Below are 13,277 nucleotides of genomic sequence, written 5' to 3'. Positions count from 1 at the left end.
CTCCTTGATTAGAACACGTTGCACTGCAGTGGAAAAGAGCTGCGGACGCGCGCATTCCGGAAAAACAGAAGTTATGACAAAACTATTCCGGGCATACGAAATACAGCCCGATCGACGGGATTTCCCGATCGCCCGGACGCGCATAGCCCGACATTATTCGTCTGTATCGCACCGTTCGGTCGATGAAAACCCGGGTAGTGCCCGGGAATTCAGCGGCGGTGTTCGTTCATCCGCTCACCTCGGTTCTCCGGTCGCGATGCAGATGCGGCGCGGCCCGCCCCGCCGGCAGCGGCAGATCGAGATAGGTCCGCACACCCGGAGCGGCCGCGACGACATCGGGGATCGCATTCACACAGTTGCGCGCCGTGGCGACGATCGAGGGATTGCGCCGGGCCCCCTCGGCCGGATCGTGGGCGTGCAGCCCGGACAGGGTCAGGACGCAGCCGGGGTCGCCGCGCACCTCGACCTCGAACCGCTGCCCGTTCGGCCCGAAGCTCCACGCCGGGTCGAAGTCCCGCTCACCCATGAACCAGTTGACCGCCGCCGTGATCACCGGCTCGCCGTCGACCGTTCCCTCCCAGCGAAAGTGCTGGGCCGCAACCTGTCCCGGCTCGATGACGCCGATCGGTGAGTCGATCGGCGCGGTGGCGACCGCGATGTCGTGGGTGGTGCGGATATCGGGATCCAGGTCGAAGCCCAGTTCGTCGGCGAGCATCCACACCGACTGGCTGTAGCCGCCGGCCAGCATCGCGGCGACCGTGCTCTCCCTCGCCTTGTCCGGATCGGCGCCGAACATCATCCAGTGCCGCACCACGTCCGGGGCGCCGTAGGTGCGGATATCGGAGAACTCCTCGGCACGGATCCCGGTCACCGAACCCGACAACGCCGAGACCACCAGCGGCAGGCGTTCGGTGAGGCCGCCGGGGTGAATACCGGTGCCGTGCAGGGTGACCGCGCGCTCGGCGCAGACCGCGTCGAATTTCTCGCGGTCGCGCTGCCGGGGGTAGAACCAGCCCAGCGGAGTCACCACATTCTTGCCCGAGCGCAGGATCGCGCGCAGGACCGAGGTGTCGGCGAAGACCGGGCTGTAGACCACGCAGTCGGCGTCGAGCGCGAGCAGGGCCTCGGCGTCGGTGGTCGCGGTGACGCCGACGGGTTCGCGGCCGACGAGCACGCCGAGGTCCACGCCGTCCTTGTCCGGACTGTGCGCCCAGGCGCCCACGAGTTCCAGCTCCGGATGGTCGAGGACGCCTTCGATCGCGGCGCGACCCACTCCGCCGGTCGCCCACTGGATCACCCTGATCGCGCCCATCACCGGTCCCGCGCGATCGAGAGTGCCTGGGTCGGGCAGTACCGCACCGCGTTCTCCACATCGGCGCGGTCCGCCTCGTCCACCTCGGCCCGCACGATTTCGACCTTGCCGTGTTTGGGCACGTCGAAGTAGTCCGGCGCCTCCGCCTGGCACATCGCATGGCCCTGACACAGGTCCAGATCCACTTCGATACGCATCAGCTCTGTGCCTCCTCACCTGTCTGCTCCGTCTCGCGCAGCGGGGCTTCCGGCTGCACCTCGACCAGCACCAGATGCGCACCGCGGGGTGTGTTCACGACCGCGGCGATCGCGGCGGCGAGGTCGGAGGCCCGCAGGAAGAAGGGGTGGCGGGCGAAGCCCCACTTCACCCAGTCGTCCAGCAGCGGTCCCACCTGCTCGGGTGCGGCGTTCATTCCCATTCCGGTCTGGGTCGCGCCCGGTCGCACGATCGAGGCGCGAACCCCGGTGCCCTCCAACTCCATTCGCAGTTGCCGGGCCATCGCCTCGAGTCCGGTCTTGGCGGCGTTGTAGGCGCCGTTGCGGGGGCGGACCTGGTCGGCGCAGTCGGAGCCGATGAAGACGAAATCGCCGCGGCGCCGGGAGATCATGCCGGGCAGGATGCGGTGGGCCAGCCGTTGCGCACCCACCAGATGGACGTCGACCTGTTTCAGGAAGGTCTGCGGGTCCATCTCGTAGGCCAGGCCGAATTCGATGTCCCCGGCACCGGATACGGCGATCTCGATGGGTCCGAGCGCCTCCTCGGCGGCGGTGACGAAGGCGTCGACCGACGCGTCGTCGGTGACATCGAGCGAGCCCGCGAAGGCCGTTCCGCCGTTGGCGGTGATCTTGTCGGCGAGCTCGCGGCACGTCTCCACCCGGCGCGCACCGAGCGCCACCGGGAAACCGGCCTCGGCCAGCACGATCGCGGTCGCGGCGCCGATTCCCGACGACGCCCCCGCGATCAGAACCGGTCGCACATCCGGATGCGGATCGAAACGCGGCATATTACGAAACCTCCACGGTGACAGGGAGTTTCGCGAACCCCCGGACATTGGTCGAATGCACCCGCTCCATGGCGGACTCGTCGAGCGAGTACTCCCGGACGCGGGAGGCGAACTCGCGCAACGCGACCACGGTTTCCAAGCGGGCCAGATGCGCGCCGAGGCAGAAGTGCACGCCGCCACCGAAACTGGCCAGCGCGCTCTTGTCGGCGCGTTCGATGTCGTAGCGATCGCCGTCGGTGAAGACCGCGTCGTCGCGATTGGCGGAGCCGATGAGCAGCACCACCTTCGAACCGGCGGGGATCACCCCGTGTTCGAACGGCACGTCGACGACCGAGGAACGCGCGACCATCTGGCTCGAATTGTCGTAGCGCAGCGTCTCCTCGACCCAGTCCGGCACCAGATCGCCGTCGGCGACCACCTTGGCGAACTGTTCGGGATTGCGGCCGGCCCAGTACAGCGCGTTGCCGAGCAGTTTGGTGGTGGTCTCGTTACCGGCCACGACCATCAGGAACATGAATCCGATGATCTCGTCGTCGGTGAGTTTGTCGCCGTCGATCTCCGCGTCGAGCAGCGCCGAGGTCAGATCCTCGGTGCGGCTGCGGCGACGCTGGGCGACCATGTCGGAGTAGTAGACGACCAGATTGAGCGAGGCCTCGATGGCCGCCTCCGGCACGTCGAGTACGCCCTCCTCGCGGTGCACCACCAGATCGGCCATCCGGCGGATCTCCGCGCGATCGGGTTCCGGCACGCCCATCATGTCGGAGATGACGTCCATGGGCAGTTTGCCCGCGAAATCCTCGATCCAGTCGAAGCTGCCTCGCTCGAGCGCCGGTTCGAGATGTTGCAGCGTCAGTTCCCGGATCCGCTCGCCCATACCGGCGATGCGGCGCGGGGTGAAGCCCTTGTTGACCAGCTGGCGCATGCGCAGGTGGCGCGGATCGTCCATGGCGAGGAACGACATGGTCTTGTGCGCGTGCGGGCCCCACGCGGCCGGATCCAGGGAGACGCCGTTGGCGCTGGACAGACGGGCCGCGTCGCGGAATGCGGCGGTCACGTCGGCGTGGCGCGACAGCGCCCAGAAGTCCAGGTCCGGGTTGTAGTACAGCGGCGCCTCCGTGCGCAGCCGCCGATAGACCGGATACGGATCCTCGTGGAACCGGTAGTCGTAGGGATCGAATACGACCGGTTGCGCAGATGCCACAGTCATCACACCCACCTCTCGAAATATAACGCGTTCACATCGAGCCTCATCCGCACACCGCCAACCGAGACACAGGACTGGACATGTGTCTGGACGCTACCACCGGACCGGAATCCGGACAATGGGCGAGCGTCCTCGGCAGCGTGGGCGCACCACCCTGGCAGGCGAGCGTTCCCATCTTCCTCACGCCCCGTCGCCGAGGAGGTGGTGCAGTTCGGCCACCGACCACGGCGGCGCATCGGCATGGTCGCGATAGCCGATCGACTCGAGCTTCGGCCGCGCGAAGCGACCGACGAATCCGCCTGCGGCAACGAGGATCTGCCCCGTCACGGTCGCGAGGTCGGAGGCGAGATAGACATACAACGACGCGGCGTACTCCGGCGGCGGCGCGTCCAGTGACGACTGCGCGGTGAACTCGTCGAGCAGGCCGCGCGCGCGCAACTCCGCGATCTTCTCCTCGTATTCCGGGCCGGTGGACAGCCGCGTCCTGGCTCCGGGACAGATCGCGTTCACCCGGATGCCGTGCTCTTTCAATTCCGCGGCCATGGCCAGTGTCAGGCTCGCGACCGCGCCTTTTCCGGCCGGATAGCCGGTGCCGCCGTAGTCGCCCAGGTAGGCGAACGAGCCGGTGTTGACGATCGAGCCCGCACCGCGCGCCACCATCAGCGGCGCCACCGCGCGGCAGGTGTTGAACACCGTGGTCAGGTGTGAATCCAGCTGGGCGCGCCAGTCCGCGGTCGAGATGTCGAGAATCGACGAGTGGGCGGGTTCGGCGATCCCGGCACAGTTGACGAGAACATCGACGGCACCGAAACTTTCGACGCACCGGCTCACCAGTGCGTCCGCGATCGTTTCGTCCGCGGCCGAGCCCGCGACCGCGACCGCGCGTCCACCCGCCGCGCGGATCTCGTCCACCACCGCGTCCACTGCCGCCTCGGCCCGGGAATTGACCACCACGCCCGCGCCCTGGCGTGCCAGTTCGACGGCGACGGCCCGGCCGATACCGCTGCCGCCGCCCACCACGATCGCCGCCTTGCCGGCCACCGCCGCATCTCCGGTCATCGCCGGTACCCGCCTCTCACGATTCGATCACTCTGCAACACGTTCTTGTATTCACAGCTCCGTCCAAACTATATTCCGTACAGGTGTCCAGACAGCCCTATCGGAGAGGCGAATGACGAAACTGCTCCCCCCTGGCGAGGGATCCCGGCTTCTGATCGACGGCAAACTGGTCGCCGGCGGCGCGGGGGTATTCGCGACGGTCAATCCGGCGACCGAGGAAATTCTCGGCCAGGCCGCCAACGCCGACGCCGCCGATATGGACGCGGCCATCGCCGCCGCCCGCGCGGCCTTCGACAACACCGAATGGTCGCGCGATCACGCGTTCCGAGCGCGCTGCCTGCGGCAACTGCGCGACGCGCTGCGCGACAACATCGAGGAACTGCGCGAGATCACCATTGCCGAGGTGGGCGCTCCGCGCATGCTGACCAGCGGCCCGCAACTGGAGGGCCCGATCGGCGATCTCGGCTACTTCGCCGGTCTGGCCGAAAGTTACGAGTGGGTCAGCGATCTCGGCGTCGCGAAGCCGATGGGAATTCCCACGGCCCGCACGCTGCGCCGGGAGGCGATCGGCGTGGTCGGCGCCATCACGCCGTGGAATTTCCCGCATCAGATCAACTTCGCCAAGCTCGGTCCCGCCCTGGCGGCCGGGTGCACGGTGGTGCTCAAACCGGCTCCCGACACCCCGTGGGTCGCCGCGCTGGTGGGCACGGTGATCGCCGAACAGACCGACATTCCGGCCGGCGTGATCAATATCGTCACCTCCGACGACCACCAGCTGGGCGCCCAGCTGGTCACCGATCCGCGGGTGGACATGATCTCGTTCACCGGATCGACGCAGACGGGCCGGACCATCATGGCCGGTGCGGCGCAGAGCCTGAAGAAGGTGTTCCTCGAACTCGGCGGCAAGTCGGCCTTCATCGTCCTGGACGACACCGATGTGGCCGCCGCGGCGAGTTACGCGGGCTTCACCGTCTGCGTCCACGCCGGCCAAGGCTGCGCGCTGACCACTCGCCTGCTCGTCCCGCGCGAGCAGTACGACACCGCGGTCGCGGCGGCGGCGAAGTCGATGGGCGGCATCGTCCCGGGTGATCCGAACGAACCGGGCACCGTCTGCGGGCCGGTCATCTCGGCGCGCCAGCGTGACCGCGTGCAGCGCTACATCGATATCGCACGCGCCGAAGGCGGCACCATCGTCACCGGCGGCGGCAGTCCCGATCGCGAGCGCGGATATTTCATCGAACCCACCCTGATCAGCGGCGTGTCCAACACCTCGACCGTGGCCCAGGAGGAGATCTTCGGCCCGGTGCTGGTGGTGATCCCGCACGACGGCGACGACGACGCCATCCGGCTGGCCAACGAATCGCCCTACGGCCTGTCGGGCGAGGTGTGGGGCACCGACCAGGCGCGAATCGACCACGTGGTCAACGGTGTCCGGACCGGAACGCTCGGCGTCAACGGCGGTATCTGGTACAGCGCCGACGCCCCGTTCGGCGGCTACAAGCAGTCCGGCATCGGCCGCGAACTCGGTGTGGCCGGATTCGAGGAGTACCTCGAAACCAAGCTGATCGCCACCGCGCAGAAATAGACAGCACGCGACCTCGTCGCGAATTATCGACAGGAGAAGACAACTCATGGCTCGTTTCACCGATCGCGTCGCGATCGTCACCGGCGCGGCGCAGGGCATCGGCGCCGAATACGCGAAAGCACTGGCCGGCGAGGGCGCCACCGTCGTCGTCGCGGATCTCAACGCGGACAAGGGAAAACAGGTCGCCGAGGAGATCAGCAGCGGCGGCGGCACCGCGGTCTTCCATCCTGTCGACGTCTCCGATCCGGAATCGGTCACCACGCTGGCCGACTACACGCGGAACGAATTCGGCTCGATCAACCATCTGGTCAACAACGCCGCCATCTACGGCGGGATGAAGCTGGACCTGCTGCTGACCGTGCCGTGGGACTACTACAAGAAGTTCATGAGCGTGAATCTCGACGGCGCGCTGAACATGACCCGCGCGGTGTGGCAGCACATGTCGAAGGGTGGCGGCGGGTCCATCGTGAACCAGTCCTCCACCGCCGCATGGGTGTATTCGAACTTCTACGGCCTCGCCAAGGCCGGGGTCAACAGCCTCACCCAGCAGCTGGCGGTCGAACTCGGCGGATCCAACATCCGGATCAACGCCATCGCGCCGGGGCCGATCAACACCGAGGCGACGCAGACCGTCACCCCCGGCTCGATCGTGAACGACATGGTGAATCGCCTGCCGCTCAAGCGGATCGGCACGCCGCAGGATCTGGTGGGTGCGTGCCTGTATCTGCTGTCCGACGACGCGGCGTGGGTCACCGGGCACATCCTCAACGTCGACGGGGGGCAGATCATCCGGTAGCGAGCGCTAGCGACGCCCGTCCCGCCACGGGACGGGCGTTTGCGCAGAAGTGTGGTGAACCGGGCTCGGCCGCAGCGCCTTCCGCGCTCAGAGGTCGGCGCCGTCGCGCCGGACGGTGACCGGTTCGGCCAGACGATTCTCGTCGCAGAGCAGCTGCAGGGTCTCCAGGGTTTCGTCCAGCCCTGGTCCCAGCCGCCGGCCGGGTGTGAACGTGGCCGGTAGGTGGCGCATCCCCTGGATCACGCCGATCGTGTCGTAATGCACCGCGCCGCCGGGATCACACCGGAAATCCGGCAGCCGATCGAGCACCGCGACCAGCATGCGCTTGAATACGGTGCGCGCCACATTGGATCCGATACAGCGGTGCACGCCCAGGCCGAAGCTGAAGTGGCGGTTGCCTTTCCGGTCCAGATCGAGGGTGTTGGGATCCGGGAACAATTCCGGATCGCGATTGGCCATCGCCCACGACAGCCACAGCCGCTCCCCCTCCTCGAGCCGGATGCCCGCGTATTCGCAATCCGCGGCGATGGTGCGGCCGTCGCCGGGTGCGGGAGTGAAGTAGCGGAGGAATTCCTCGGTCGCCGAGTTCAACAGCACCTCGCGTTCGGTGCTCATGATCGCCCGCTGATCCGGATGGTCCGAGAGCCATTCCAGCGCATGGGCGGTCAGCGCGGTGGTGGTGTCGAAACCGCCACCGATCAGCAGGCCCAGCATGCCCAGCAGTTCGATATCCGGCGGCGCGGTCCCGTCGAGCTCGAGCCGGGTCAGCGCCTCGATGATTCCCGGACGCGGATTCTCCCGCACCTCCGTGAGATTGATCAGCAGATCCAGCCCCATCGCCTCGTGCTGACGCCGAACCCGTTCGATATCAGGAGAATTGGGCGGGGTGTAGACCGAGGCGTGCGCGGGTTCGCAGTACAGCTGCCATTTGCGCAGCGGTATGCCGAGCATCGCCAGGGTGAGGACGGCGGGCACGATATTGGCCAGATCGTCGACGAAATCGATCCGCCCGCTCTCGATCCGATCGTCGAGGCTCGCCCGGACCACCTCGTCGACGAACGGCACCCAGCGCTGCACCGCGGCCGGTGACAGATAGGGATTGAGCGCTTGGCGCCACAACCGCTGTTCGGGCGGATCCATTTCGAGGATGCCGTTGCGGATGGCATTCCCGGTCTCGGGAAACGGAATGGTGATACCGCGATAGCCGCGGCGCTCCCCGTTCGGATCATGATCGCTCGACACGTTTTCCGACCGCGCGAGGCTGAACACCTCCCGGCTGCCGGCCGCCACCCAGTGCCCGCCGTAGGTCGGCGACCAGGCCAGCGGGCACCGCCGGTGCATGTCGGTGGTGATCGCGTCGAAGTTGTCGCGGTACTGCGGCGCATGGCGATCGAAGTCGTAGCGCGGCTGTCTGTGGTCGTCGGCGTGCACGGTCACGATGCTGTCCTCTCGGGCGTCCCCGGTCTCAGGCTCCGACTTATCAGAATAGTGGCGACGGCAATATTGCTCTCCAAATCCGAGAATGCTATTTCGGGCAAACTTGACGTCATAGGTATGCGCTACAGTGGCTCGCCGATACGATTCACAGCAGGGACGGGGGCACGGTCGATGTCGATGCCGACCACGACACAGCGCATTTCGACGAGCCGGGCGCGGTAGGCGATGGCCGCCGACGATCGCCCGGATTCCCCGCAGCAGCCACCGTCGGGCGAGTCGGGCCCGCCACCGGCGCCGCCGACCCGGGCCTACCCCGGTGGCGTGCCGGATCCCGGCGCGCAGCCCGGCGGCCCCGCACCCCAGCAACCGGCGCCGCCCACCCAGGCCTATCCGGGACAACCCGCCCCGCCGACGCAGGCCTACCCCGGACAGCAGGCGCCGCCGACCCAGGCGTATCCCGGTGGACATCCGGGCCCGCCGCCCGGGTCCGAGGATCCCACCGTCCATGCGGGACAGGGGTATCCCGCCGGGGTGCCGTATCCGGGCGATCCGAATCAGCCCCCGATGTATGGGCAGGCATATCCGCCGGGCGGCTATCCCGAAGGCGGATATCCGGGCGGGCAACCGTATGCGCAGCCGTATCCGGACCCGCAGTACGGTGGGCAGCCCTACCCGTATCCCGGTGCGCCGCAGCAGAATTCGGGTGGCGGCAAGGTGCTGGCGATCGTCGCGGCAGTGGTCGCGGCGGTCCTCGTGCTGGGCGCGGTCGTCGCGGTGATCGTGGTGCACAACCACAACAAGAACAGCGATACCGATGCGGCCGGCCAGCAGTCGACGACCACCCGCCCCTCGCCGACGTATTCGACCTCGACCGCACCCACCACCCGCGAGACCACCCGCTACGCTCCCCCGCCTCCGGCCACACCGGCCGACGTCTGGATCGCCGCAGGCTACGACGCCGACACCGGCAAGGTGACCTGGGCGCGCAGCACGGTCAGCTCCGACGACGCCACCAACCAGGTCCAAACCCGTTGCCCCGGTTGCGCACAGCCGGCGGCGTGGGCGCGCAACGCCTGCGTCGCGGTGGTCGTCGGCCAGAACAACGGCTGGGCCTCCACCTGGGGCACCACCGCGGAAGAGGCCGAATCCAAAGCCGTCACCAGCGCGCAGGACAACTACGGGGTATCGGGACCGTTCAACAAATGGTCCAAGTGCGCGACGGAGTAGGCGCGGCGCGGATCTCTTCCCAGCGTCGGGAGTAGAGCCTTCCGACGCCACCCTTATGCTTCCGGCAGTGATGTCGGTGGGACCACCGGGTCGGCGTCGGCGGCGCACACGACGTGTCGCCGAAGGTCGACGACCTCCCCCGTTCCGGGAAGTCCGGTCACCGACGCGTGTCGACTCTGCCTGGTTGAGAGCGAGGCCCCGATGAGCTCCGATGGCACCAGCCGACTGGGCGATCTGCACGAGCTCCCGGACTGTGCGCCGGCGGGCTTGAAAGCGCTTTTCAGCGCCGCGGAAGGGGTTATCCAAGAACAGGTTCGGCTGCTCGGTTCGGGCACGCCGTCGAAGGCACCCGACCTGCGCGGAATGTTGCGCGGCCAGGGAATCGCCGATCCCGAGGACGAGTCGGCGATGATCGACAAGTACAGCGATCACAAGAGCCAGATGCACACGGCGACGTCCGGCATCCAGCGCAAGGACGCGGGCATCGTGGTGCGAACCGCGGGCATCGGCGATGCCGTGACCGAGGCCTACGGGGCCGTCGATACCGCGGTGGGAGAACTCAACACGAAGATCGACGCGTCCTTCAAATCCGTGCGGACGGTGAAGGACAAGGACGGCACCTCCCACAAGGAATTACCCAGAGACATCATCGACGGCCTGTTCAAGGGCGTGTGGGAGACCGTCGGCACGACATACGACAAAGTCCACGGTGTCTCCGACCAGGCCGCGGCCGCGGCGCTGAAGATCAAGGGCGACGCCCCGCCGTCCTCCACCGGCAATCCGATACCGGCTGTGTCGCCCGGTTCGAGTCCCTCCGCGGGAGCCACTCCGGCGGGATACAACGGAAGCACTCCGTGGAGCGGCCAGTCCGGATCCATGGGTACCGCGATCATTCCGACCACGGAAAAGCCCACCGCGATGGCGATGATGAAGTACCTCATCGATACCTACCACTTCACACCGGCGCAGGCCGCCGGCATCGTCGCCAACGCGAAATTCGAGTCGGGATTCGATGTTTCCGCCACCGGCGACAACGGATCGGCGAAGGGCCTGTTCCAGTGGCGTTTCAACCGGCTTTCCGGCCTCCAGGCATTCGCGCAGAGGCCCGGTGAGAATATCGGCGACTGGCATACCCATCTGGATTACATGGTTCAGGAACTGCGCGGTGGCGACTATCAGCAGGCGAACAACGCCGTCACCGCGAACCCCAACGACGCCCGGACCGTGGCCGAGGCCTTCGACAGGTACTACGAGAAGAGCGCGGGCCTTTCGACCAACGACCGGCGCAATTACGCGGCAGGGCTACTCGAGGAGTACAACAAGTCGGCGCTCGCCGTGTGAGTCCGGCGGCGGGGCGCGGCCGAGAGGCGATCAGGCGACGATGACGGCGCGGCCGCGCAGGGTGCCCGCCGCGAGCCTGCGGTATGCCTCGGGACCGTCGTCGAGGATGAAACGTTCGACAGCGATATCGAGGACACCCTCGTGCGCCAGGTCGACGAGTTCGTTTGGGCACCTTCCTCCGGTACCTGACAGCGCACCGCGATCGCGCGGACGACCTCGGGCGACGCCGCGCGATCGAGGTGACCGCGGGGCGACCGCTGTCCTATTCCGCAGTCCGGATGCGCAGCGGCAGGGCGGTGTGGCGGCGGACGAGGATGCTCGGGGTCCACCGCGGGGGTGCGGAGAGCGCGATGTCGGTGCTGCGGTCGAGAAGGGCCGTGATCGCGGTGCGGGCTTCCAGTTTCGCCAGGGCAGAGCCGACGCAGAAATGCAGCCCACGGCCGAAGGCGGTGTGCGACTTGATGTTCGGACGGTTCAGCTCGACGGTGGCGGGTTCCGGGAAGATCGCCGGGTCGCGATTGGCCGCGCCCCACAGCAGCAGGAGGTGGCTTCCGGCGGGCAAGGAGACATCCCCGAGAACGGTGTCGGTGGTGACATGGCGATAGTGGCCGCGGAAGGGCGATTCGAGGCGGAGCACCTCGTCGAGGAAGGCGGGAATCAGGTGCGGGCCGGTGCGGAGCCGGTGCTGAATATCGCGGTGTGTGGCGAGGATTCGGGCCGCCGAGGCGATCAGGCCGGCGGTGGATTCGCCCCCGGCGCCGACCAGCTGGACGAGAATCAAGACCGCGACCTCCTCGGTGAGAGTGCCGGTACGGCACGCACGGGCCAGCGCGTCGAGCACGGTTCGCGGCGGGCCGTCGGGCATGCCCGCGCCCAGCGTCCGGCGCAGTTGTTCGTGGAGGTACCCGGCGAGCAGCGCTGCCGAATGCACCAGTCGCGGAAGACGTTGCGCGTCCACCACGGCGCCGAGCATTTCGGTGCTGTCGTAGGCCCACTCGAGCAGCTGGGGCACATCGTCGCCGGGCACACCGACCACCGCCGCGACCACGGCCAGCGGCAGCCGGTCGGCCATATCGGCGGCCCAGTCGATACGGCCGTCGCGGACGTGCTGCGACCAGAGTCGATCCACCAGATCCTCGACCGCAGGGCCGAGTTCCCGGATGCGCCCGGCCAGCACACTCGAGACGAGTTTGCGGTGGACGGCGTGGGACGGATCGTCGGCCGTGGCGAGAACATGGACCGCGTGACCGCCGCCGTCGAGGTCGAAGGCGGTCGGGGCGGCGCCCGGATGACGCAGCAGCACCGCGGTGAGGTGGGAGGAGAACTCGGCGGTGCGGGCAGCCGCTTCGGTGACGAGTTCCCAGGACGACACGAGGTGAAAGTCGGTACCGGGCACCCGGTAGACCGGAGCCCCGCCGCGCAGGCGGTCGTAGAGCGGATACGGGTCGTCGAGATGAGCGGACAGGAACAGTTCCGATCCGTCCGGCACGGTCGTGGTCATCGGTGAACTCCCTCGGGGAACGGGTGCGCTCACCGTGCGCGGGCCGGAGACGTGTGTCAATCGGCGTCGCATCATGAGACAGAAGGGAGACCTTGCTCATACACCGAGCTCTCCCCGGCGGATCGAGGCAGCGCTGTTTGCCCACTTGGAGGGCGTATACAAGCGGAGCCGCTCGTGAGACAATTTCGCTGTTTCGTCTCGGGACGAGACACCACAGACCGAAGGGACCATGTCCTGCGATGCGAACCACCGACGTCGATTGGCTTGCGGGAGGGGTGCGGCGCACCGTCGCTCGCTCGCGCATCGAAGCGGCAGCGGCCGACCTGTTCCTGGAACGCGGAATCGACCGGGTGAGCATCGACGATGTGGCCGAACGCGTGGGCTGCTCCCGGGCCACCGTGTACCGGCACGTCGGCGGGAAGCCGGAGCTGGTCCGGATCGTGACGGTGTCGGCGGCGCGAGATATCGCCGAACGGGTGGCCGCGACCGTGGCACCGTTGCGCGGCCCGCGGCGCGTGGTGGAGGCCGTCCTCGCCTCGCTCGCGGCGATCCGCGCCGAACCCACGCTGTCGGCGTTCCTGGCGGGGGCGGGCGCCACCGGCGACCACGTGGTGGCCATGCCCGAACTGCGCGGCATCGCCACCGCGCTCACCGGAATCGCCGGAGACGACGACGCGGCGGAGTGGATCGTGCGGGTGGTGTTGTCGCTGCTCACCTGGCCGCTGCCCGATGCCGCCGCAGAACGCCGGACGGTGGAGCGGTTCGTCGCCCCGCTCCTGATGCGTCCGGCCGGACCGGCACGGAAGGGATGA

Annotated in this window: 12 protein-coding genes and 1 pseudogene; 5 read left to right on the top strand and 8 right to left on the bottom strand. The window is 67.9% G+C overall.

Annotated elements, in window-relative coordinates:
- Window positions 1-226: 226 nt before the first annotated feature.
- The 5 genes from IRT45_RS22560 to IRT45_RS22540 all read right to left on the bottom strand — a co-directional run bounded on the left by IRT45_RS22560 (window position 227) and on the right by IRT45_RS22540 (window position 4,578).
- A complete protein-coding gene (locus tag IRT45_RS22560) occupies window positions 227-1,312 on the bottom strand; it encodes a dihydrodipicolinate reductase (protein WP_194807813.1) in 1,086 nt (361 codons plus the stop codon).
- Window positions 1,312-1,509, bottom strand: a complete 198-nt coding sequence (locus IRT45_RS22555) for a ferredoxin (protein WP_194807812.1) — start codon at window positions 1,507-1,509, stop codon at window positions 1,312-1,314. Before IRT45_RS22555 ends, IRT45_RS22560 begins: the two co-directional genes overlap by 1 nt.
- On the bottom strand, window positions 1,509-2,315 hold the full coding sequence (locus IRT45_RS22550) for an SDR family oxidoreductase (RefSeq protein ID WP_194807811.1): 807 nt from the start codon (window positions 2,313-2,315) through the stop codon (window positions 1,509-1,511). Before IRT45_RS22550 ends, IRT45_RS22555 begins: the two co-directional genes overlap by 1 nt.
- 1 nt (window position 2,316) lies before the next feature.
- Window positions 2,317-3,522 (bottom strand): cytochrome P450, encoded by a 1,206-nt coding sequence (locus IRT45_RS22545; RefSeq protein ID WP_194807810.1) that lies wholly within the window; start codon window positions 3,520-3,522, stop codon window positions 2,317-2,319.
- Window positions 3,523-3,699: 177 nt separating this feature from the next.
- Window positions 3,700-4,578, bottom strand: coding sequence for an SDR family NAD(P)-dependent oxidoreductase (locus IRT45_RS22540; protein ID WP_194807809.1), 879 nt, complete (start codon window positions 4,576-4,578; stop codon window positions 3,700-3,702).
- A 112-nt stretch (window positions 4,579-4,690) separates the two neighbouring features.
- Between IRT45_RS22540 and IRT45_RS22535 the strand changes: the two genes are divergently transcribed.
- Together IRT45_RS22535 and IRT45_RS22530 are read left to right on the top strand one after the other, a co-directional pair.
- Entirely contained in the window at window positions 4,691-6,163 is a 1,473-nt protein-coding gene (locus IRT45_RS22535) for an aldehyde dehydrogenase (protein ID WP_194807808.1), read from the top strand.
- A gap of 46 nt (window positions 6,164-6,209) precedes the next feature.
- Entirely contained in the window at window positions 6,210-6,959 is a 750-nt protein-coding gene (locus IRT45_RS22530) for an SDR family oxidoreductase (RefSeq protein WP_194807807.1), read from the top strand.
- A gap of 87 nt (window positions 6,960-7,046) precedes the next feature.
- Here the strand turns inward: IRT45_RS22530 and IRT45_RS22525 are convergent, their stop codons facing one another.
- Window positions 7,047-8,399 (bottom strand): cytochrome P450, encoded by a 1,353-nt coding sequence (locus IRT45_RS22525; RefSeq protein ID WP_375540138.1) that lies wholly within the window; start codon window positions 8,397-8,399, stop codon window positions 7,047-7,049.
- 222 nt (window positions 8,400-8,621) lie between these two features.
- Between IRT45_RS22525 and IRT45_RS22520 the strand changes: the two genes are divergently transcribed.
- Window positions 8,622-9,623 carry a DUF4189 domain-containing protein gene (locus IRT45_RS22520; protein ID WP_228534781.1) on the top strand — a complete coding sequence of 334 codons (1,002 nt, stop codon included), beginning with the start codon at window positions 8,622-8,624 and terminating at the stop codon, window positions 9,621-9,623.
- A gap of 201 nt (window positions 9,624-9,824) precedes the next feature.
- Entirely contained in the window at window positions 9,825-10,964 is a 1,140-nt protein-coding gene (locus tag IRT45_RS22515) for a phage tail tip lysozyme (protein WP_194807805.1), read from the top strand.
- Window positions 10,965-10,994: 30 nt separating this feature from the next.
- On the opposite strand, the pseudogene IRT45_RS37110 reads toward IRT45_RS22515, so the two are convergent.
- Window positions 10,995-11,126 (bottom strand): annotated as a pseudogene (locus tag IRT45_RS37110) (NAD(P)-dependent alcohol dehydrogenase); the annotation flags it as partial.
- Window positions 11,127-11,226: 100 nt separating this feature from the next.
- On the bottom strand, window positions 11,227-12,465 hold the full coding sequence (locus IRT45_RS22510) for a cytochrome P450 (RefSeq protein WP_194807804.1): 1,239 nt from the start codon (window positions 12,463-12,465) through the stop codon (window positions 11,227-11,229).
- 239 nt (window positions 12,466-12,704) lie between these two features.
- Here IRT45_RS22510 and IRT45_RS22505 point away from each other — a divergent pair, with 239 nt between their 5' ends.
- Window positions 12,705-13,277, top strand: coding sequence for a TetR/AcrR family transcriptional regulator (locus tag IRT45_RS22505; RefSeq protein WP_194807803.1), 573 nt, complete (start codon window positions 12,705-12,707; stop codon window positions 13,275-13,277).

This window comes from Nocardia sp. BSTN01 (assembly GCF_015354405.1).
Lineage (GTDB): Bacteria > Actinomycetota > Actinomycetes > Mycobacteriales > Mycobacteriaceae > Nocardia.
Note: the sequence above shows the minus strand (reverse complement) of the source record. Positions and strands in the feature narration are given on the sequence as shown.